The sequence below is a fragment of the Streptomyces sp. NPDC101234 genome, assembly GCF_044767525.1.
In the GTDB taxonomy this organism is placed as follows: Bacteria; Actinomycetota; Actinomycetes; order Streptomycetales; family Streptomycetaceae; genus Streptomyces; species Streptomyces sasae.
This window is the reverse complement of record NZ_JBIWOA010000018.1, coordinates 1-19,793: the sequence shown is the minus strand read 5'-3', so window position 1 is coordinate 19,793 and position 19,793 is coordinate 1. Positions and strand designations below refer to the sequence as shown.

Here is a 19,793-nt window from a genome sequence, read left to right as displayed (position 1 = left end):
AGGATGAGGAGTTGTCGGATGAAAGTCTGCGAGGCGATGACCGCCCCGCCGGTGACGGTGGCCCCGGGCGTGCGACTGGCGGAGGCGGTCCGGCGGATGGCGGAGGCCTCCGTCGGATCGGTGCTCGTCGTCGACGACGAAGGGGTGCTGGTCGGTATCGTCACCGACCGCGACATCGCCCTGCGCGGCCTGGGCGGCGGCCTGGACCGGGATGCCGGGGTGGACGCGGTCATGTCGGCCCGGGTCGTCACCGTCGACGCGGGCGACGATCTCCAGGCGGCGTACCGGACCTTCCGCCGCACCGGGGTCCGTCGGCTGCCGGTCCTGGAGCTGGGCCGGGTGGTGGGCGTGCTGACGATCGACGACCTGTTCCTCGACGTCTTCCGCGGGCTGGCCGACCTGCTGGGACCGGTCGCCCGGACCGTGCTGCAGGAGCCCTCGGGACGCGACGGTGCGGGCGGAGGCCCGCATGGGCTCTGAACCGCCCTCCGGAACTGCCGCTCTGGTTCCCGCGGCTGCACCGCCCGAGGAGGCACGGCCCCGGGAACCGGGCCCCGACTCCCCCGTCCCCTCCCTCCCGGCCGCCGACGTCTTCGCCGCGCTGGACAGCCGCCCACGTGGTCTCGCCGCGGCCGAGGCCGCCGCACGGCTGACCCGGTACGGCGCCAACGAGCTGCCCGGCGCGGCCCGCGGCCAGGTGGGACGACGGCTGCTCGCGCAGTTCACCGACCTGTTCGCGGTGGTGCTGCTCGTCGCCTCGGCGATCACCTTCCTCGCCTACCTGCTCGGACAGCCCCGGGACGCGGCCACGCTCCAGCTGGCCGTGGCGATCCTCGGTGTGGTGCTGCTGAACGCGGGCATCGGCTTCGCGCAGGAGTACTCCGCCGAGCGCACGGCGGAATCCCTGCAGGCGATGGTGCCGCACACCTGCCGGGTGCTGCGGGACGGTGAACCCGGGGAGCTGCCCGCACGGGATCTGGTGCCGGGTGACGTGGTGGTCCTGGAGGCCGGGGACGCGGTGCCCGCCGACTGCCGGCTGGTCCGGGCGCAGGAGGTCGCCGTCAACAACGCGGCCCTCACCGGCGAGAGCGACGCCGTGGCCCGGGTCGCCGACCCGTTGCCGGCGGGCGCGATGCTGGAGGCGCGCAACTGCGTGTTCATGGGCACCGACGTGGTGGCGGGGACCGCCGAAGCCGTCGTGTTCGCCACCGGGACCGCCACCGAGTTCGGGCGGATCTTCCGGCTGACGGCGGCGGCGCCGCGGCAGCAGACCCCGTTGCAGCGTCAGGTCGCCGCCATGGCCCGGCGGGTGGCCGGTGTCGCGCTGGCGACGGGGGCCGTGGTGTTCGCGCTCCGCGTGCCCAGCGGGCAGCCGTTCGTGGACACGTTCGTCTTCGCGCTCGGCGTGATGGTCGCGCTGGTGCCCGAGGGACTGCCGGCGACGCTGTCGGTGTCACTGGCGATCGGGGTGCGCCGGATGGCCCGCCAGCACGCACTGGTGAAGCAGTTGCTGGCGGTGGAGGCACTGGGGTCGACCAGCGTGGTGTGCACCGACAAGACGGGCACCCTCACCCAGGCCGAGATGACCGTCGTACGACTGTGGGCGAACGGAAAGCCGCATGCCGTGACCGGCGTCGGGTACGCGCCCGACGGCGAGGTCGCCGACGCGGCACCGGTCCGGGAGCTGCTGCGGGCGGCGGCGCTGTGCGGCAACGCCCGGCTGGTGCCGCCGACCGGGCGGGACGGGTGGCGGGTACTGGGCGACACCACCGAGGGCGCCCTGGTGGTGACCGCCCGGAAGGCGGGCCTGGATCCGGCGGCCGAGGAGGCCCGTACGCCCCGGGTGGCGGAGTACCCCTTCGACTCCGTGCGCAAGCTGATGAGCACCGTGCACCGCGACACCGACGGCACGTACGTCGCGTACGTCAAGGGCGCGCCGCTCGAACTGCTGGCCCGCTGCACCGCCGTCGACCGGGACGGCGTGCCGGTCGCGCTGACCGATGCCGCCCGCGCCGAGGTGGCCGCCGCCGCGGACACCATGGCCGGGCAGGGGCTGCGGGTGCTGGCGGTCGCCTCGCGGCGGGTCTCCGGGCCGCGCCCGCCGATCGGTGACGTGGAGTCGGGGCTGACGCTGCTGGGGCTCGCCGGGATGTACGACCCGCCGCGGCCGGAGGTGCGGGACGCGGTGGACGCGTGCCGACGGGCCGGGATCCGCGTCGTCATGGTCACCGGCGACCATCCGTTGACGGCGGAGGCCGTCGCCCGCCGTGTCGGGATCGTGCGCGCGCCCGACCCGACCGTGGTGACGGGCGCGCAGCTCGACACGCTGGACGACGGCGGGCTGGACGCGCTGCTGGCGGGCTCGGCCGAGCTGCTGCTGTGCCGGGTCAGCCCCGAGCACAAGATGCGGGTGGTCACGGCGTTCCAGCGGCGGGGCGAGGTCGTCGCCGTCACCGGGGACGGCGCCAACGACGCCCCCGCGCTCAAGCACGCGGACATCGGGGTGGCCATGGGCGCCTCCGGCACCGACGTCGCCCGGGAGGCGGCGGTGATGGTGCTGCTGGACGACTCGTTCGCGTCCATCAGCACCGCGGTGGGGCTGGGCCGTTCGGTCTACCGGAACATCCGCAAGTTCCTGATCTACCTGTTCAGTCACAACATCGCCGAACTGGTGCCGATCCTCGCGGCCACCTTCGTCGGCTTCCCGCTGGTGCCGATCACCGCCGTCCAGGTCCTCGCCATCGACCTGGGCTCGGACGTGCTGCCGGCGCTGGCCCTCGGCGCCGAGCCGGCGGAGCCCGACGTGATGGACAGCCCACCGCGGCCGCGCCGGGAACGGCTGTTCTCGGCGGCCGTCCTGGGCCGCATCCTCTTCCTGGGCGGCATCCAGGCGCTCGGCGTGTGCGCCGTGTTCTTCTGGCACATCCAGGCTTCCGGCATTCCCTATGCGGACTTCACCAAGGACACCCCCGTCTACCGGGAGGCGATCACCATGGTCCAGGCGGGCATCGTCGTGAGTCAGTTCTTCAACGCCCTCGCGGTGCGCACCGACCGGCAGAGCGTGTTCCGGGCCGGGCTACTGAGCAATCCCTGGCTGCTGGCCGCGGGCGGCTTCGGCATCGCGTTCATGGCCGCCGTCAGCTACGCGCCGCCGCTCCAGGCGGTCTTCGGCACGGCCCCGCTGACCGCCGCCGACTGGGCGGTCCTGGCCGCCTTCGGTGTCCTGCTGCTGACCGCCGAGGAATGCCGGAAGTGGCTGCGGCGCCGTCCCGCGGCCGTGAAGGGAGGAACACGATGAGAATCGTCATCGTGGGCTGCGGCCGGGTGGGGGCCACCCTCGCCGCGCAGCTCGCCGCGGAGGGACACGACGTACGGCTGGTGGACCGGCGGCCCACGGCGGACCGGCTGCTGCCGGCGGGCTTCCCCGGCACCTTCCACGTCGGCAACGGCTTCGGCCGCCCGGTCCTGGAGGCGGCCGGGATCGACGGTGCCGACGCCTTCGTCGCGGTCACCTCCGCCGACAACGCCAACATCGTGAGCGCGCGGACGGCGAAGGAGACCTACCGGGTCCCGATCGTCCTCGCCCGGGTCCACGATCCGCGCCGCGCCGAAATCTACCGGGACCTGGGCATCCCGGCGGTCTCCAGCGTCCGCTGGGCCGTCAGCCGCATCCACCAGATGCTGCTGCACCGCCACCTCACCCCCGAGCTCGTCTTCGGCAACGGCGAGACGCTCCTCGTCCGCTCCGAGCTGCCGTCCTACCTCGCCGGCCGGCCGGTGACCGGCTTCGACGTCGACGGCGAGATCCGGGTCGTGGAGATCACCCGCGCCGGCCACTCGCTGGTGCCCGCCCACGGGCTCCCGGCCGAACCCGGTGACCTGGTCACCTTCGCCGTCGCCGCGACCGCGCTCGGCAGGCTGCGCGGTTTCCTGGACAAGGAGCTGGGAACATGAAGGTCCTGATCGCCGGCGCGGGCCGCCTCGGCACCCAGATCGCCCAGGTGCTGTCCGCCGCGCGCAACGACGTGACGCTCGTCGAGCGCGACGAGGACCGGCTGGCGGAACTCGACGGCATGGCGCAGGTGCGGCTGCTGGCCGGAGACGCCTCCGAGCCCGGTCTGCTCGCCCGCGCGGGGACCCGCACCGCCGACGTCCTCATCGCCGCCACCGGCCGCGACGAGGACAACCTGGTCATCGGTCTGCTCGCCAAGCGGCGGTTCGGCGTGGCCAGGGTGGCGGCCCGGGTCAACGACGCGGAGAACACCTGGCTCTTCGATCTGCGGTGGGGCGTGGACGTGGCGGTGCCCGCCGCCACCCCGCTGGTCTCCCTCATCGAGGAGGCCACCGGCGCCACGGACACCGTTGCGCTGCTGAGACTCAGCAAGGCGGGCGTCGCGGTCATCGAGACCGCGATCACCGCGGAATCCAGGGCGGCCGGGCGCGCCCTGGGTGAGATCGACCTGCCCGCCGGCACCGTCGTCGCCACGGTCGTACGCGAGGGACGGCCGACGGTCCCCGGCCCGGAGATGGAGCTGCGGCCGGGTGACGAACTCCTGCTCGTCTCGCACGAGGCCACCGAGCAGGAGATCCACGCGGCGTTCCAGTAACCGGGCCCGTGTCACTCCTGCTCGACGCGCACCATCACGACGGGGCATGTGGCGTGCTGCGACACCGGCCGGCGGAGCCGAGCAGGGCGTCGGCGAAGCCGCCCCGCCCCGGCCCCGCCTCCACGCTGCGCGACGAGCTGCACCCGCGCCGGGCGGCAGGACCGGGCCCACGAGCCGCCTCAGGTGTGCGGGACGACAGCCACCGGGCAGCCGACGTGCTGGATCGCGGCATGGGTGACCGGTCCGGTGCGCGGGCCCACGGGCCGCTCGGCAAGCCGGTGGCCGACTACGAGCAGGCCGGTCCCGGTGGCTGCCCGGACCAGGACCGTCGAGGCCTTGTCCTCGGCGACGGTCTCCAGCACTTCCACGTCCGGGTACTTGTCGCGCCACACCCGGAGCACGGTCTTGAGGAAGCCCAGCCGCTCCTCGGCCTGGTGCAACGCCCGCCGGGCCAGGTGGCGTTGCGCGGCGGTGGCGATCGCGCCGTCCTGCCGGCGCGGATGCCAGTCCCGGACGTGCACCAGACGCAGCGGCAGTTCACGCCGCATCGCCTCACGGGCCGCCCTCCCCCACTGCCCTGAAGGCGTGGGAGGTACCCCCAGGCGGCGGCCAGACTCTGTGCGGACCCGTCGACTCCGGCGACGACACACGGCACCATGACGACACCTCCTGGTAAGGGGCTTCTCCCGGTACCAGCGTCCCGCGGCGGGCAGGGGCCGCCCGGTCTCACCCGGGGCCGGTCGGCCCGTGCCCGGGGCGAGAGCCGTGGTCCGGGAGCATCAGCACACAGGTGTCCCCCGGCTCGACGCACACCGCACGGTCCGGCAGCCGGATGTCGATCGGCGCCTCGTCGGACGACGGCACGGTGACCTCCAGCCGCCCGCGCGTCAGCCGCAGCCGTACACCCCAATGTCCCTGGTAGCGAAGGGACATGCCATACGACGACAGCTCCGGCAGCGGCACCGGGTCGAACCAGAGCGCTCCCTCGCGGGTCTCCAGCCCGGTCAGCCCGCGCTGGACGAGGTCGAGGGTGCCCGCCATGGCGCCCAGGTGGATGCCCTCGCCGGTGGTGCCGCCCTGGACGTCGGCGATGTCGCCGCGCAGGGCCTCCTGGACGAACGTCCAGGCGTCCGCGCGTCGGGAACGGGCCAGGATCCAGCCGTGGACCAGGCCGCTGAGGGTGGAGCCGTGGCTGGTGCGGCGCAGGTAGTGGTCGACCGTGCGCGTCCAGGTCTCCTCGTCGAGTTCATGGCCCAACCGTCTGAAGAGTGTGTGGAGTTCGGCGGGCGAGAAGAGGTAGCCGAGCATCAGGACATCGGCCTGTTTGGAGGCTTTGTAGCGGTTGACGGTGTCCCCCTCGGCCTCCAGGATCCGGTCGAGACGGCGGATGTCGCCGTACCGCTCGCGGTAGCCGTCCCAGTCGAGTTCGGCCAGGTCGCCGTAGCCCTCGAACTGGCTGATGACGCCGTCGTGGAAGGGGATGTGGAGGGAGCGGGACACGTGCTCCCACCGTTGGAGTTCGGCGTCTTCCAGGCCCGTGCGTTCGGTGAGTTCGCGGCGGCGCGGTTCGGGCAGGGTGTCCAGCAGTTCCAGGGTGCGGGTGAGGACCCAGGCGGCGGTGGCGTTGGTGTACGCGTTGTCGTCGAGGCCGGGTTCCCGGGCGCCGGGGTAGGCGTCGTGGTACTCGTCGGGACCGACCACGCCGCGGATGCGGTGCCGGTCGAGGTGGTCGTCCCAGGTGGCCGAGTCCGCCCAGAACCGGGCGATCTGCAGGAGCATCTCGGCGGCCTTGGTGTGCCGGAACTCGGTGTCGCCGCTCGCCTCGCAGTACCGCCACACGTTGTAGGCGACCGCGGAGCCGACATGCCGCTGGAGGTGCGAGTGGTCCGGCAGCCAGCGTCCCGATCGCGGGTTGAGGTGCAGCGACTGCGACTCCTCACGTCCATCGGCCCCGCTCTGCCACGGGTACATCGCGCCGCGGCGGCCGATCGCGCGGGCGGCGGCACAGGCCCGGTCCAGGCGCCGGTGCCGGTAGCGGAGCAGGGCGCGGGAGACCTCGGGGAAGTGCAGGTCGAGGAACGGCAGGACGAACAGCTCGTCCCAGAAGACATGCCCCCGGTAGGCCTCGCCGTGCAGCCCCCTCGCCGGCACACCGACGTCCAGGTCGGCGGTGTGCGGGGAGAGCGTCTGCAGCACGTGGAAGAGGTGCAGCCGCAGGATGCGGCCCGCCTTCCCGGGGACGTCGAGGGCGGTCCGGCGCCACAGTCGGTCCCAGGCATTCCGATGGGTATCGAGCAGCGCGTCGAATCCGGGAGCGTCGCCGATCCGGTCGACGGCGGCCCCCAGGGGGTCGGCGATCGCGGGGTCGCGGGAGGTGTGCAGGGCGACGGTCTTGTCGACGGTGCGGGTACGACCGGGCGTCAGCGGCAGCCTCAGCCGCTGGACGGCTCTCAGGGGGCCGTTTCCCACCGAGACCGGGACGTCCGCGGTGAGTCGTGCGGCCATGGCGATCCGGATGTCCGCGGTGCGGGTGCGGCAGCGCAGCCACACCGTGTCCGCACAGGCGGTACCGGTGCGTACGCGGGCCAGGTGGCGGCCGTCCAGGTCTCGGTAGCGGGGCACCCCTGCGTTGCGGACGTCCCCGTCGAGCGCCGCCTCGACCTCCAGCTCGCCGGCGAAGCCCTCGGCGGTGAACTCGGTTCGCAGGACCGCGAGATGCGGGTCCCCCATGTGCACCAGTCGTCTCTGGCGGACGTACAGCACCCGCCCGGCGCCGAGCCGGTAGCGGGTCCGGCGCTCCAGCACCCCGACGCCCAGGTGCAGGATCTGACGGTGGTCCAGCACGGGTGCGGTGTCCGGGGTGAGCCAGTCCCCGCCGGAGAGCCGGAATCGCAGCGGCAGCCAGTTCGGGAGGTTGACCATGTCCTCGTTCTCGACCCGGTGTCCGGCGACGTCCGTGGTGAGCCGGTCGTAGCAGCCGGCGACATAGGTGCCGGGGTAGTGCACGTCGTCCGCCGCACACTCGGGCAGTGCGCCCCGGGTGGCGAAGTAGCCGTTCCCGAGCGTGCACAACGACTCCCTGAGCCGCTCGTCGGCGGGCACGTAGCCGCCGTACTCCCACGTCACTGCGGTACTCCCCTCACGACCGGCTCTTCGAGGTCGAGTACGACGACGGCACCAAGCCGCCGCCGGGTGAACAGCCGTGGTCCCGAGCAGTCATCGGCAACCCCTCACCAGTGCACCGGATACGACGATCACACTGCCTGCGGTACGACGGCGACCGGGCAGTCAGCCTGGTGCAACAGGGCGTGGACGACCCGGCCGAGTTGCAGACCGCGGTGGCCGCGCCGGCGACGGGAGCCCAGAACGACGAGGTCGGCGGCGGCCGAGCGGTTCGCCAGGATCCGGTGGGCCGGGCCCTCGACCGCCACGGAGCGCACCCGGACGTCCGGGTACTCGGCCATGGGTTCGCGCAGCAGCGCGTCGAGCAGCGCCGAGGCCTGCGACTCGGCTTCCCGGGCAGGCTCCTCCACCGTCATGGGACGACGCCAGGCGCGGACCACGTCCAGGGCGCATCCGCGCACCGCCGCCTCGCGGAAGGCGAAGCGCGCGGCCGCATCGCCGCTCTCCGGGTCACCGGCGCCGAGCAGGATCCGTTCATGGGTGCCTGCCAGGCCCGCCTTGTCACCGCGGACCACGGTCACCGGGCAGTGTGCCCGGCCCGCGACCGCCAGGCCGACCGAGCCGAGGAGCAGTCCCTTCAGCTCGCCCCTGCCCCGCGATCCGGTGACGACCAGGGAGGCGTTGTTCCCCTCGTGCAGGAGGGCGTCGACCGCGTCCTCGGGAAGGATGTCGGTGGTGACCTTCACGTCCGGGGCGCGCCGGGCCGCGCGGTCGGCCGCCGAGGCGACGATGTGCTCGGCCGACACACGTTCGGAAGGGCGCTCCTGACCGACCTCGGGGACGCCGCTCTCGTAGCGCTCCCACAGGGACGCGTACACCACCCGTAGCGGGACGTCGTGGCGGGCGGCCTCGGCCGCCGCCCAGTCGACCGCCTGCAGGCTGCCGTCCGATCCGTCGACGCCTACGACCAGGGGAAGTGTCATCATCCCCACCGCCTTCCTCGGACTGCCACCTCGCGCGGCAGGTGGACCCTCCATCCACCTTCGCACCAGTGGCCGGCCGGCAGGAGGGGCCACTCGGCCCGTTGGCGTACCCGCTCAGCCCCCGCGGGCGGGCGGCCGCGGCTCGAAGCCGCCGCCACGGCGCCGCAGGCCCGGTGCCGCCCGCTCCATGTGCGCGGCACCGGGCCCTTCGGGTTCAGTGGTGCGCTGGGGTCGGCCGGTCGGACGGCATGCGCGGATGCGGGATCGGTGGCGTGGTGCGGTGCGGCCGCCGGCCGCTCAGCCAGGCGGTGAGCGCGTCGAACAGCGTGGTGAAGACCGCGGTGAGGATCGCCGTCATGGCCAGCGCCACCACCAGCAGGACCGAGAAGCGTTCCCAGAACTCCGTCGTGAGGCTCGTACCCACTGCCCTCGCCCTCCCTCGTGGGGATCGTTCCCCTCACTCGCAGCCAACTCCTGTGACACCGAGGGCGCTTGAGCCGAGCGGTCCGCGCGACGGCGCAGACCGTCCCCGGCCGGGGGCCGTCCGGCCCAAGGCCTGCACGGTCCCGCACCGGGGAGTGCCGGTCCGGCCGGGGAGGAGATCGCCGTAGTCCCGGGCCGAAGAGCCCCTCGGGAGGGTCCGGGCAGCCCTTGGTGCCCGCGGCCGGTCGGGCACACGCTGGGATCAGGGAACCGAGGAGGCAATCATGCACGGCAGCCCGCACACGGTCAGCGACGTGATGACCCACACCGCCGTCGCCGTCGGCCGTGACGCGCCGTTCAAGGACGTCGTCACGCTGATGGACCAGTGGAGCGTCAGTGCCCTTCCCGTGCTGGAGGGCGAGGGCAGGGTGGTCGGCGTCGTGTCCGAGGCCGACCTGCTGCCCAAGGAGGAGTTCCGCGACAGCGATCCCGACCGCTTCACCCAGCGGGACCGACTGGCCGACCTCGCCAAGGCCGGCGGGGTGACCGCCGGGGAGCTGATGAGCGCGCCCGCGGTGACCGTGCACGCCGACGCCACCCTGGCCGAGGCCGCCCGCATCATGGCCCGGCGCAGGGTCAAGCGGCTGCCCGTCGTCGACGGCGTGGGCATGCTCGAAGGCGTCGTCAGCCGTGCGGACCTGCTCAAGGTGTTCCTCCGCGAGGACGAGGAACTGGCCGAGGAGGTACGCCAGCAGGTTATCGAACACTTGTTCCCGATCTCCGCGGACCATATCCGGGTCGAGGTCGCCGAGGGGGTCGTCACCCTCACCGGCTGGATCGACGGCCCGGCGCTGGCGCCGGTGGCCGAACGCCTGGCCCGCGCCGTGGAAGGCGTGGTCGACGTGCACTGCCGGCTGGCCCCCGTCTCCGTCAGGAACGACACCGTCTGACGCACGGTGATGAGAAGACGCCCCGGGCGCGGATCGGCAACCGCCGGGCGCGCCCATGACTCGTCAGGGGACTCGTCGGGCGGATCGGACACAACGGTGTGCGCGGCCGGTGACCGCCGGCCGCGCACACCTCGTGCGGTGGGGCGTCCCCCCGAGTCAGCCCGTCCGCACGGGGATGGTCAGGACACCGTCCTTGTACTCCGCCGTCGCCTCATCGCTCCTGGCGCCCGCGGGCAGCCGGACGCAGCGGGCGATCGTGCCGTAGCGGCTCGTCGTCGAGCCTGCACTGTGGCAGCCGTACGGCAGCCGCTTCGGAGCCTTCCACCGCGGAGCTCCGGATCCTTCCGACTCGAACGGGTCAGGTTCAGGTGGGCCGGTCGGCCCTCCGATGGGGACGGACAGCATCTGCCCCAGCGGCCCCGGCCGATCGACGCTTGAGCTGAAACCAGCCCCGAGCAAGACGGAGGAGACCGGTGTCATGGTCCGATACGTGTACGACTTCGCCGAGGGCGGCCGTGACATGGCCGAGTCGCTCGGCGGCAGGGGTGCGAACCTGGCCGAGATGACCCGGCCGCGCTCACCGCGGGCCGGATCGCCGCGGAGGCCACGTTCTTCTCGCTGGGTACGAACGACCTGACCCAGACCACCTGGGGTTTCTCGCGCGACGACGTCGAGGCGGCGTTCTTCTCCGCCTACCTCGACCGTGGCGTCTTCGCCGCCTCGCCGTTCGAGACGATCGACCGCGAGGGCGTGGGCCGGCTGGTCCGGATCGCCGTCGACGAGGGCCGTGCGGCGCGACCCGACCTGGAGATCGGCGTGTGCGGCGAACACGGCGGCGACCCCGAGTCGGTGCACTTCTTCCACGAGGCGGGACTGGACTACGTCTCGTGCTCGCCCTTCCGTGTCCCGGTGGCCCGGCTGGAGGCCGGACGGGCCGCCCTTCCCGAGACGACCGGCGTCGGCGACAGCCGGTGAACACCCCTCACAGTGAGCGAAAGAACCGAAAGGACGTGGCGCACATGACCATCAGGGACGCCGTACGCATGCGAGCCCAGGGCGAGGTGGACGAGGATGCGCTCGGCTATGTTCGCTCGAAGGTCGACGCGGCCTTCGAGCGGCTCGGACTCCCGCCCGCCGAGGGCACGTTGACCGTCGTCCGGGCCGCCGCGCCGCACGTCCGGCGGCCGTGGTCGGCGACGGCCCGGCTCCTGGTGGCCGGGACCGTGGTCGTCGTACACGCGGAGGAGCCCACCGCCCACGAACTCGGGGACCGGCTTGAGGACAGGGTGCGGGCCCGTGCGGAGGCGGAGGCGCACCGCACGGACACGGCCCGCAGGTCGGCCGCGCCGCCACCATGGCGCGGCGGGCCCGAGGCATCGGACGACGGCACCCGGTCCGCCACGTAAGGGCCGATCGGCCCAGGACGCGGGACCAACGGCACCTGCGCCGCAGCGCGGCCGGGGAGAGAGTTGGGTCAGGAGCGGCACCGATCCCCCGCGGTGCCGCTCCGCCCGTACCACCACTCCGCACCATCTCGGCGAGGCATGTCCGCCGCGCCGAGGGACGACTCACCGACGGAAGCCCGACATGGCGAACGACGACAGCGCACCCGCCCCTTCGCCGAATGCGCGCAGGAGCGTCGAGCTCGACAGCGCGGAGGCGCTGCGACTGCTGGGCTCGGTCTCCCTGGGAAGGATCGTCTTCACCCGGCAGGCGCTGCCCACCGTCCGCCCTGTCAACCATGTGCTGGTCGACGGCGACATCGTCATCCGCACCCACGAGAGCGCGGCCCTGACCTCCCGCACCCGGCAGGCCGACGGCGCCGGGGTCGTGGTCGCCTACGAAGCGGACACCATCGATCCCGACACCCACCTGGGCTGGAGCGTGGTGGTCACCGGTTACGCACGCCTGGTGACCGATCCACGCGAACTCGCCCGCTATGAGCGGCTGTTGCGTCCATGGCTGAACAGGACCATGGAACACGCGGTCCGGATCCGCCCCGACCTGGTGACCGGCATCGCCCTCGTCGGCGACGACGGCTGAGCGGCCGGTCACGAGGTACTCCCTCGCTGAACACGTCGCCGGTCCGGTCGGCCTCGCCCGGCCTCACCTGTTCGGCCGGCCCCTGTCCCGTCCTCCCGTCAGGCCGCGGGGACGGCGAGCTCGTGCAGGGCCCCACCGAGGACCACCTTCAGCGCGGCGGTCTCGCCGGCCCGGCGGAAGACGTCGTACGCCTCCTCCATGCGGCTCAGCGGGAAGGTATGGGTGACCATCTGCGCGGTGGGCAGGCGGCCGGCGGCGGCCATCCGCAGCAGGGTCGGTGTGGAGTGGGTGTCCACCAGGCCGGTCGTGATGGTCACGTCCTTGATCCACAGCTCTTCGAGGTGCAGGGTGGCCGGCCTGCCGTGCACGCCGATGTTGGCGACGTGGCCGCCGGGCCGCACCATGCGGGTGCACAGCTCGAAACTCTCGGGCACTCCGACCGCCTCGATCACCACGTCCGCGCCCAGCCCGTCGGTCAGGTCGGCCACCAGCTGCGCGGGGGCCTCGTGGACGTCGGCCACGGCATCGGCGCCGAACCGGTGGGCAGCCTCCAGCCGGGCCGGGGCCAGGTCCATCGCGATGATCCGCTCGGGTGAGAACAGGCGGGCCGTGGCAATCGCCGCGAGGCCGATGGGACCGGCGCCGACGACGGCGACGGTGTCGCCGGGGCGCACCCGCCCGTTCAGGACGCCCACCTCGTAGGCGGTGGGGAAGATGTCCGCGAGCAGCACCGCGTCCCTGCTGTCGAGCGCGCCGGGCAGCGCGTGGACGGACAGGTCGGCATGGGGGACGCGGACGTACTCGGCCTGGGTGCCGTCGATCAGGTGGCCGAGGATCCAGCCTCCGCCGCCCCGGCACTGGCCGTACATCCGCTCGCGGCAGTAGGAGCAGCGCCCGCAGGAAGTGATGCAGGAGACCAGCACCCGGTCGCCCGGCCGTACGGTCTGCACGTCGCCGCCGATCTCGACGATCTCGCCGACGGCCTCATGACCCAGGACCGTGCCGGGCAGGACCTCGGGGACGTCGCCCTTGAGGATGTGCAGATCCGTCCCGCAGATCGTGACGGCGTCGACGCGCACGACGACGTCGGTGGGCTCCTTGACGGCGGGATCGGGGACCTCTTCCCAGGCGGACTGCCCGGGGCCGTGGAAGACGAAGGCTTTCATGTCGCGCTCACCGTCCTTGGTCCGCTGCGGGGCCGGGGATCGACGGACGCCGGGAAGACGCCGGACTGCCCCACAGCTCCATCCTGTCCCGGCTTGCGAGGACGCGCTTGGGCCGTCCGGCCCCCGCCGCGTGCCGCACGGGGCAGGGCAGCGCCTTCGCGCTGCCCCGCACGCCACCCCGGCCGTCGGCCTCGACAGCGCGGAAGGGCTGAACGGCCTTTTCCCACTCGCAAGTCGAGTCCGAGCGGCCCCGTGGTGGCCCCTGTCCGGCCCATACCCGGTCGGCACACCGGCTGCCACCTTCGGAAACGTCACCACGACGACGAGGAGGGGGTACGGTCCGATGCGCGGAGCCAAGACCGGGAAGAAGCGGCTGTGGCGGTGGCGGGACAACCCGCTGCGGCGGCACGACGACATCGTCGAGGCCTGGATCGTCCTGGCCATGTGGGCGTTCATCGCGGTGGGCGGCGCCGTCGCCGGCGTGGTGACGGCCCAGGCCGCCGACCAGGTGTTCGCACAGCAGCGGGCCGAGCGCCGGCCCGTCCAGGCGGTGCTCCTCACCGATGTGCCGAAGAGCACCGGCACCGGCGGGGTGGCCGACGATCGCAGGATGGCCACGGTGCGGTGGACGGCACCCGACGGATCCCTCCGCACCGGCCTGACCCGGGTGGACGCGGACCTGGGCGCCGGGACTTCGGTCATGGCCTGGGAGGACGGCCGGGGAGACCTGGTCGCCGAACCGCCGAGCGCGACGGAGGCGGGCATCGAGGCAGGGGTTCTGGGGGCGCTGGCCGTGGCCGCCGTGGCGGGCGCCGCACTGGGTGCGGGAGCCGTCGCCCGTTGGCGGCTGGACGAACGGCGGACGGCGCTGTGGGGGCGGGAGTGGGATCTCGTCGGACCGAGCTGGGGACACCGGACGGGCTGATCGATGGCGCCCGCACCTGGGCCACCGCTCGGACGTGGTGCTCGGCGTCGGCCCCCGCGATCCCGCGGGGGCCGCGATCGACTTCGTCCTCGACCGTGCCCGTGCCCGGGATCGTGATCGGCCGCTCCCTCTCACCGCCGGCTGGGGATCCGTCGCCGGGGCCCCGCTCCCCCGGGGCCGCCTGCCCCCTGGCCGTCGTACCGTCGTCGTAGCACATGCGTCAGGAGCGGCCGTCGGCCGCTCTCTGACGTCTCTCGCCTCTCACTCGTCGTCCGTCTCGGCGCCCCGCAGCTCCCCGGCGACGCGGGCCGCCAAGGCCTCGATCGCCGCGAAGCCCCGGAAGTCCCCGCCGTTTCCCGAGCGAAGGATCCGCTGCGCCAACCAGCCCTTGGCGCCCTCCTCCAGGCAGCCGCCGAAGGTGGCGTGGCCCCGGACGCCCAGTTCCGTCATCGCGCGCCGCACCCCGCGCACCGGCGGGATGTCCCCGGAGGCCGCGGCGGAGACGCCGAGCGGGCCGCTGCTGAAGAACCACAGCGATCGCTTCGCGAGCGCGCGGCGGTGGCGGCGCACGAAGCGCCGGGCGTCCTTGTGCCGGCGGCCGGCGTACAGCGCGCCGCCGACCACGACCGCGCCGTAGGGCGTCCGGTCGGTGACGGCTCCGGCCGGTCGGGCTTCCGCCGTCAGGCCGTCCTTGCGCAGGACGGCCGCGACGGTCTCCGCGATCCGTGCCGTCGATCCGTTCGTGGTCCCGTAGGTGACCAGCACACTGCCCGTCATGGCCACGTGCCTCCTCTTACAGCCAGCGTGGCCGGTCGTCAGCCGCGCCGCGCAGGGTCCTGCTCCGGACGGATGCGCGTGTCGTCGAGGTGGTAGGTCAGCTTGTCGACCACATCGACCACGCCGTCCATCTGGCGGGTCATGGAAACGGCGATCTCGGTCTCGGTCCTGCGTTCCATATGGCCGGTGAGCGTGACGACACCTTCGGTGACGGAGACCTCGACGGTGCGGGGCGACAGCCACAGGGCCCGCACCAGCACCTCGTCGACGACTTCCGTGCGGATCTCCGCGTCCGGGCGGAGGAACACCGTCAGCAGGTCGCGCCGGGTGACGATGCCGACCAGCCGGTTCTCCACATCGAGGACGGGGAGGCGTTCCACTTGCCGCGCGGCCATGGTGCGGGCTGCCTCGACGATGGTGTCCTCGGCGTGCACGGTGACCGGGGGTTCGGACATCAGTTCCCCGGCGATGCGGGCCTTGGCCTTGCCGGCCTGTCGCCGGGCACCGCGGGTCAGCTGTCCGAACGACGGCGTGCGGCGCTTGTTCCCGAAGGGGACCGGGGTGGCCGCCTGGCGCGCCATCAGGTCCGTCTCGGAGATGACCCCGATGACCTTGTCGTCGTCGTCGAGCACCGGCAGTCCGCTGATGCGGTGGTCCGCGAGGAGCCGCGCGACCTCCTTGAACGGGGTGGCGTAGGTGGCGTGGACGACGTCCGTGGTCATCACGGAGCCCACCTTGTCGTGCTTCATGTCTGTTCCCTCCTCGGCTTCAGCGCAGCCGGCGCAGATAGGGGTCCTTGGGGTGGCGCGGCAGCAGACGGAGCCGTGCGTCGAGCACGGTGACCCCGCCGGGTGCGGCGAGCACCGGGTTGAAGTCGGCCTCGGCCAGCTGCGGCAGGTCCTCCGCCATCCGGGACAGCCGTAGCAACAGCTGTTCCAGGCGCTCCAGGTCGACCGGCCCGGCGCCGTTCGTGCCGAACAGCAGGGGCGCGCAGCGCGGGGCGGTGATCAGGTCGTGGACGTCGTGGTCGGTGAGCGGAGCGAGCCGCGCTGCGTGGTCGGCGAGCACCTGCGTGGCTGTACCGCCGAGCCCGAACAGGACCAGTGGGCCGAAGACCTCGTCCTGGACGACACCCGCGAACAGTTCGGTGCCGCGATCGGCGAGCGGCTGGAGCACCACTCCGGTCAGCAGGCCGTGGAAACGGGTCTCCAGGTCGCGGAAGGCGGCCCGGACCTGGTGTTCACCGCGCAGGTCGAGATAAATCGCGCGTTCCCGGCTCTTGTGGAGGAGGCCCGGCCAGTGGGCCTTCATCACCACCCGGCCGTCGGCACCGCGCAGTCGTTCGGCGGCGCGTACGGCGTCGTCCTCCGTCTCGGCCCAGGCCCAGCGGAGCTGCGGGATGCCGTAGCAGGCGAGCAGGTCGGCGCAGGTCCGCGGGTCCGCCCAGCCGCCGTCGGGGTGGGCGTCGAGGTAGGCGTCGGCCAGCGTCCGGGCCCGTTCGGTGTCGATGTCGTCGAGGACCGGGACGGTGCCGGCGGGGCGGGCCAGCCAGGCCGCGCGGCGGGCCGCGTGGGCCAGCGCGCGAGCGGCCGCCTGCGGTTCGGCGTAGCTGGGGATCGTGCCGTCATCGAGGGCCGGCAGCAGCTTCACCGGGAGGTCCTGCTCCAGGCGCACGGCGACGACGGGCTTGGTCCGGCGGCCGGGCGCCCAGGTGAGGGCCCGGACGAGGTCGTCGCCGGTGGCGGCGGCGACCGCCGTCGGGACGAGGACCACCAGCACGGCGTCGACGCCCGGGTTTCCGATGAGCCGGTCGACGCACCGCCTGAGTTCTTCCTCGCTCACCGCGGCCGTGGCGTCGAGGGGATTGCCGCAGGAGGCGCCGTCCGGCAGCACGGTGGCCAGCTCGTCGACGGCCTTGGGCGTGAACGGCGGCAGGACGAGGCCGGCCTCGGCGCAGGCGTCGGCGGCCAGCACGCCCGCCCCGCCCGCGTTGGTGACGATCGCTACGCGCGTCCCTTCGGGGAGCACCTGGGAGTACAACAGCGCTGCCGTTTCGAGGAGCTCACCGACCGAGCGGGTGGCGGTGATGCCGGCCTGGGTGAACAGCGCCTGGCGGGTCATGGTGGGGGTGGCGGCCGCGGCCGTGTGCGAGGCGGCGGCCCTGCGGCCTTCCTGTGAGCGTCCCGCGTCCACGGTCAGCACCGGCAGCCGGCGGGCGACCCTGCGGGCGGTGCGGGAGAAGGCTCGGGGGTTGCCGAAGGACTCCAGGTGCAGCAGGGCGAGGTCGGTGCGGCCGTCGGTCTCCCACCACTGGAGCATGTCGTTGCCGCTGACGTCGTACTTGTCGCCGAGCGAGACGAAGGACGACACGCCGATGCCCAGTCGGGACAGCCCGTCGAGCAGGGCGATGCCGATGCCTCCGGACTGTGCGGCCACTCCGGCGCTGCCGGGGCGTGGATGGCCGGCGGCGAACGTGGCGTCGAGGCGCAGGTCCGGGTCCGGGTGGGAGATGCCCAGGCAGTTGGGGCCGACCAGGCGCATGCCATAGGTGCGGCAGGCCGCCAGGAGCGCCCGCGCCTGGGCGGCGTCGAGACCCGAAGTGACGACGACCAGGGCGCGGACACCGGCCTTGCCGCACTCCTCGGCGCAGGCCGGTACGCCTGCGGCGGACACCGCGATGATCACGAGGTCCGGGGTCTTCGGCAGGGCGTGCACGCTGGGGTAGGACGGCACGCCGAGCACCGACGTCACGTTCGGGTTCACCGCGAAGAGGCGACGGGTGAAGCCGCCGGAGTGCAGGTGGTGAAGGACTGCCCGGCCGACCGAGCCGGGGGTGCGGCCCGCGCCGACGACGGCGACCGCGTCCGGGCACAGCAGCGGCTTGAGGCTCGCCACGTCGGCGGAGCGGCCGCGGGCCTCGACGGCCGACAGGTAGGTGTCGTCCTCGTCGAGGTGGATGGTGCAGCGCGCCTCCGGACCCTCGAAACGGCGGGAGGTGCGCAGGCCGAGGTCGGTGAAGAGCCGGAGCACCTCGCGGTTCTCGCTGAGCGCGTCGGCGGTGAAGGTGTCGATACCGGCCGCGCGGGCCGCCGAGACCAGGTGCTCGATCAGCAGGGTACCGACCCCTCGGTGGTGCAGTCCGTCGGCGACGGCGATGGAGATCTCCGCCGGGCCCGGTTTGCCGCCGGTGTCGTACTCGGCGAGGCCCAGCACGGCTCCCTGGGCCTCGGCGAGCAGGGCCCGGTAGCCGGGGCGGGGCGTGCAGGCCCGGTCGGCGGCCATGGCGGCCGAGCGAGGGCTCAGCCCGAAGAACCTCAGGCGGAGGTTCTCCGGCGACATGTCGTCGTAGAACCGCTGCAGCCGGTCGTGGTCGCCTGGCAGCACGGAGCGGATACAGATGGTGGTCCCGTCCGCGAGCAGCGCATGGGCGGCGGGAACTCGGTCGAGCAGGTAGTCCGTCATGGCGGGTCTCCTCCGAACCGGTCGGTACTTCGAGCATCCGGCGTGGGCGCCCGTGATCCCATGGGCTGTCCGGGGTGGGGTGAAGGCCGATCGGCCCTCACCCCGCCCCGGACGTCCTCGCCCCGGCGGGCTTCACTCCTCGGCGACCAGGGCAGTGAGGTCGAGGAGCCGGTTGGTGTAACCCCACTCGTTGTCGTACCAGCCGAAGATCGTGGCCAGGGTGCCGTTGGCCTGGGTCAGGGCCGGGTCGAAGACGCAGGAGGAGGGGTCGCCGATGACGTCCCGGGAGACGATCGGAGCCTTGGACACCCGCAGTATGCCGTTGAGGGGCCCCTCGGCGGCGGCCGAGAACGCGGCGTTGATCTCGTCCGGGGTCGCCTCGCGTTCCAGCACCACGGCGAGGTCGGTGAGCGAGCCGTCCTCGACGGGCACCCGGACCGCGATGCCGTCCAGCGCGCCGGCGAGCTCGGGCACCACCAGGCCCACCGCGCGGGCGGCGCCGGTGCTGGTCGGGATGATGCTCAGGGCGGCCGAGCGGGCCCGCCGGAGGTCCTTGTGCGGGCCGTCGAGCAGGGACTGGTCGTTGGTGTAGCCGTGGATGGTGGTCATCACCCCGCGTTCGATGCCGAAGGCCTCGTCGAGGACCTTGACCATCGGGGCGACGCAGTTGGTGGTGCAGGATGCGGCGGAGACGATCTGGTGGCGCCGCCGGTCGTATACACCGTCGTTGACGCCCATGACGATGGTGGCGTCCACGTTCTTGCCGGGGGCCGACAGCAGCACGGTGTGGGCGCCCGCCTTCAGGTGCAGGGCGGCGGAGTCGCGGTCCCGGAAGCGGCCGGTGGACTCGACGACGATCCCGGCGCCGTAGTCCGACCAGTGCAGGGCGGCCGGGTCGCGCTCCGAGGTGACGGCGATGCGCCGCCCGTCGACGGTGATCGAACTGGCGACGTGCTCGACGCGGCGCCCGATGTGCCCGAACGTCGAGTCGTACTCCAGGAGATGGGCGAGGGTGGCCGGCGACGTGACGTCGTTGACCGCGACGACGTCGAGCTCCTGGGTACCCGCATCGGCACGATCCAGTGCCGCGCGAAGATAGGTACGGCCGATCCGGCCGAAGCCGTTGATGCCGACACGTACGGTCATGATGACGAACTCCTTTTCCGGTGAGCGGTGTTCAGGCGGTCCAGGTCCAGTCGGCGACCTCGGGCAGGTCGGTGCCGTGCTCGCGGATCCAGACCTGGTGGCGGGTGCGGGCGTCGGCCATCTGCTGACGTACGGCCGCGGCGCGTACGGCGAGACCGGGGACACGGTCGATGACGTCCATGACCAGG

At 73.1% G+C, this 19,793-nt stretch carries 17 protein-coding genes and 2 pseudogenes; 9 read left to right on the top strand and 10 right to left on the bottom strand.

Annotated features, from left to right (window positions below; all coding sequences use genetic code 11):
* Window positions 1–18 precede the first annotated feature (18 nt).
* Genes ACIRR9_RS29920 through ACIRR9_RS29905 form a run of 4 tightly spaced genes read left to right on the top strand, consistent with a single transcriptional unit; the run spans window position 19 to window position 4,607 of the window.
* Entirely contained in the window at window positions 19–480 is a 462-nt protein-coding gene (locus ACIRR9_RS29920) for a cyclic nucleotide-binding/CBS domain-containing protein (RefSeq protein ID WP_403757997.1), read from the top strand.
* Window positions 470–3,298, top strand: coding sequence for a cation-translocating P-type ATPase (locus tag ACIRR9_RS29915; protein ID WP_403757994.1), 2,829 nt, complete (start codon window positions 470–472; stop codon window positions 3,296–3,298). The genes ACIRR9_RS29920 and ACIRR9_RS29915 overlap by 11 nt, the downstream gene beginning before the upstream one ends.
* The gene (locus tag ACIRR9_RS29910; protein ID WP_403757991.1) at window positions 3,295–3,954 is read left to right on the top strand and encodes a potassium channel family protein; all 660 of its coding nucleotides are present in this window, start codon (window positions 3,295–3,297) and stop codon (window positions 3,952–3,954) included. The genes ACIRR9_RS29915 and ACIRR9_RS29910 overlap by 4 nt, the downstream gene beginning before the upstream one ends.
* Window positions 3,951–4,607, top strand: a complete 657-nt coding sequence (locus ACIRR9_RS29905) for a potassium channel family protein (protein ID WP_403757988.1) — start codon at window positions 3,951–3,953, stop codon at window positions 4,605–4,607. The genes ACIRR9_RS29910 and ACIRR9_RS29905 overlap by 4 nt, the downstream gene beginning before the upstream one ends.
* A gap of 179 nt (window positions 4,608–4,786) precedes the next feature.
* On the opposite strand, the gene ACIRR9_RS29900 is transcribed toward ACIRR9_RS29905, so the two are convergent.
* The 4 genes from ACIRR9_RS29900 to ACIRR9_RS29885 form a co-directional block, all read right to left on the bottom strand.
* Window positions 4,787–5,155 (bottom strand): universal stress protein, encoded by a 369-nt coding sequence (locus tag ACIRR9_RS29900; RefSeq protein ID WP_403757986.1) that lies wholly within the window; start codon window positions 5,153–5,155, stop codon window positions 4,787–4,789.
* Between the two features lie 178 nt (window positions 5,156–5,333).
* Entirely contained in the window at window positions 5,334–7,733 is a 2,400-nt protein-coding gene (locus ACIRR9_RS29895) for a glycoside hydrolase family 65 protein (protein WP_403757983.1), read from the bottom strand.
* Between the two features lie 128 nt (window positions 7,734–7,861).
* Complete coding sequence (locus ACIRR9_RS29890) at window positions 7,862–8,713, bottom strand: universal stress protein (protein ID WP_403758467.1); 852 nt, start codon at window positions 8,711–8,713, stop codon at window positions 7,862–7,864.
* Between the two features lie 214 nt (window positions 8,714–8,927).
* The gene (locus ACIRR9_RS29885; protein ID WP_403757980.1) at window positions 8,928–9,137 is read right to left on the bottom strand and encodes a hypothetical protein; all 210 of its coding nucleotides are present in this window, start codon (window positions 9,135–9,137) and stop codon (window positions 8,928–8,930) included.
* A gap of 283 nt (window positions 9,138–9,420) precedes the next feature.
* On the opposite strand from ACIRR9_RS29885, the gene ACIRR9_RS29880 reads away from it, so the two are divergent.
* From ACIRR9_RS29880 to ACIRR9_RS29865, 4 genes and pseudogenes are all read left to right on the top strand, one after another.
* A complete protein-coding gene (locus ACIRR9_RS29880) occupies window positions 9,421–10,086 on the top strand; it encodes a CBS domain-containing protein (RefSeq protein WP_403757978.1) in 666 nt (221 codons plus the stop codon).
* 570 nt (window positions 10,087–10,656) lie between these two features.
* A pseudogene (locus ACIRR9_RS29875) lies at window positions 10,657–11,061 on the top strand (putative PEP-binding protein); the annotation flags it as partial.
* Window positions 11,062–11,105: 44 nt separating this feature from the next.
* Window positions 11,106–11,492, top strand: coding sequence for a hypothetical protein (locus ACIRR9_RS29870; protein WP_403757975.1), 387 nt, complete (start codon window positions 11,106–11,108; stop codon window positions 11,490–11,492).
* A 181-nt stretch (window positions 11,493–11,673) separates the two neighbouring features.
* Window positions 11,674–12,129: a pyridoxamine 5'-phosphate oxidase family protein gene (locus ACIRR9_RS29865; protein WP_403757973.1), complete on the top strand. Its 456-nt coding sequence runs from the start codon at window positions 11,674–11,676 to the stop codon at window positions 12,127–12,129.
* Between the two features lie 98 nt (window positions 12,130–12,227).
* On the opposite strand, the gene ACIRR9_RS29860 is transcribed toward ACIRR9_RS29865, so the two are convergent.
* Window positions 12,228–13,295 (bottom strand): zinc-dependent alcohol dehydrogenase family protein, encoded by a 1,068-nt coding sequence (locus ACIRR9_RS29860; RefSeq protein WP_403757970.1) that lies wholly within the window; start codon window positions 13,293–13,295, stop codon window positions 12,228–12,230.
* Window positions 13,296–13,638: 343 nt separating this feature from the next.
* Between ACIRR9_RS29860 and ACIRR9_RS29855 the strand changes: the two genes are divergently transcribed.
* Entirely contained in the window at window positions 13,639–14,220 is a 582-nt protein-coding gene (locus tag ACIRR9_RS29855; RefSeq protein ID WP_403757968.1) for a hypothetical protein, read from the top strand.
* Window positions 14,221–14,481: 261 nt separating this feature from the next.
* Here the strand turns inward: ACIRR9_RS29855 and ACIRR9_RS29850 are convergent, their stop codons facing one another.
* From ACIRR9_RS29850 to ACIRR9_RS29830, 5 genes and pseudogenes are all read right to left on the bottom strand, one after another.
* Window positions 14,482–14,997 carry a flavodoxin domain-containing protein gene (locus ACIRR9_RS29850; RefSeq protein ID WP_403757965.1) on the bottom strand — a complete coding sequence of 172 codons (516 nt, stop codon included), beginning with the start codon at window positions 14,995–14,997 and terminating at the stop codon, window positions 14,482–14,484.
* 16 nt (window positions 14,998–15,013) lie between these two features.
* Window positions 15,014–15,746, bottom strand: a pseudogene (locus ACIRR9_RS29845) (CBS domain-containing protein).
* Window positions 15,747–15,765: 19 nt separating this feature from the next.
* Window positions 15,766–18,459 carry a GNAT family N-acetyltransferase gene (locus ACIRR9_RS29840; RefSeq protein WP_403757962.1) on the bottom strand — a complete coding sequence of 898 codons (2,694 nt, stop codon included), beginning with the start codon at window positions 18,457–18,459 and terminating at the stop codon, window positions 15,766–15,768.
* A gap of 132 nt (window positions 18,460–18,591) precedes the next feature.
* Window positions 18,592–19,605, bottom strand: a complete 1,014-nt coding sequence (gene gap, locus ACIRR9_RS29835; RefSeq protein WP_403757960.1) for a type I glyceraldehyde-3-phosphate dehydrogenase — start codon at window positions 19,603–19,605, stop codon at window positions 18,592–18,594.
* Between the two features lie 31 nt (window positions 19,606–19,636).
* Window positions 19,637–19,793 (bottom strand): hypothetical protein (locus ACIRR9_RS29830; RefSeq protein ID WP_403758464.1); only part of this gene is annotated, 157 nt, incomplete at its 5' end.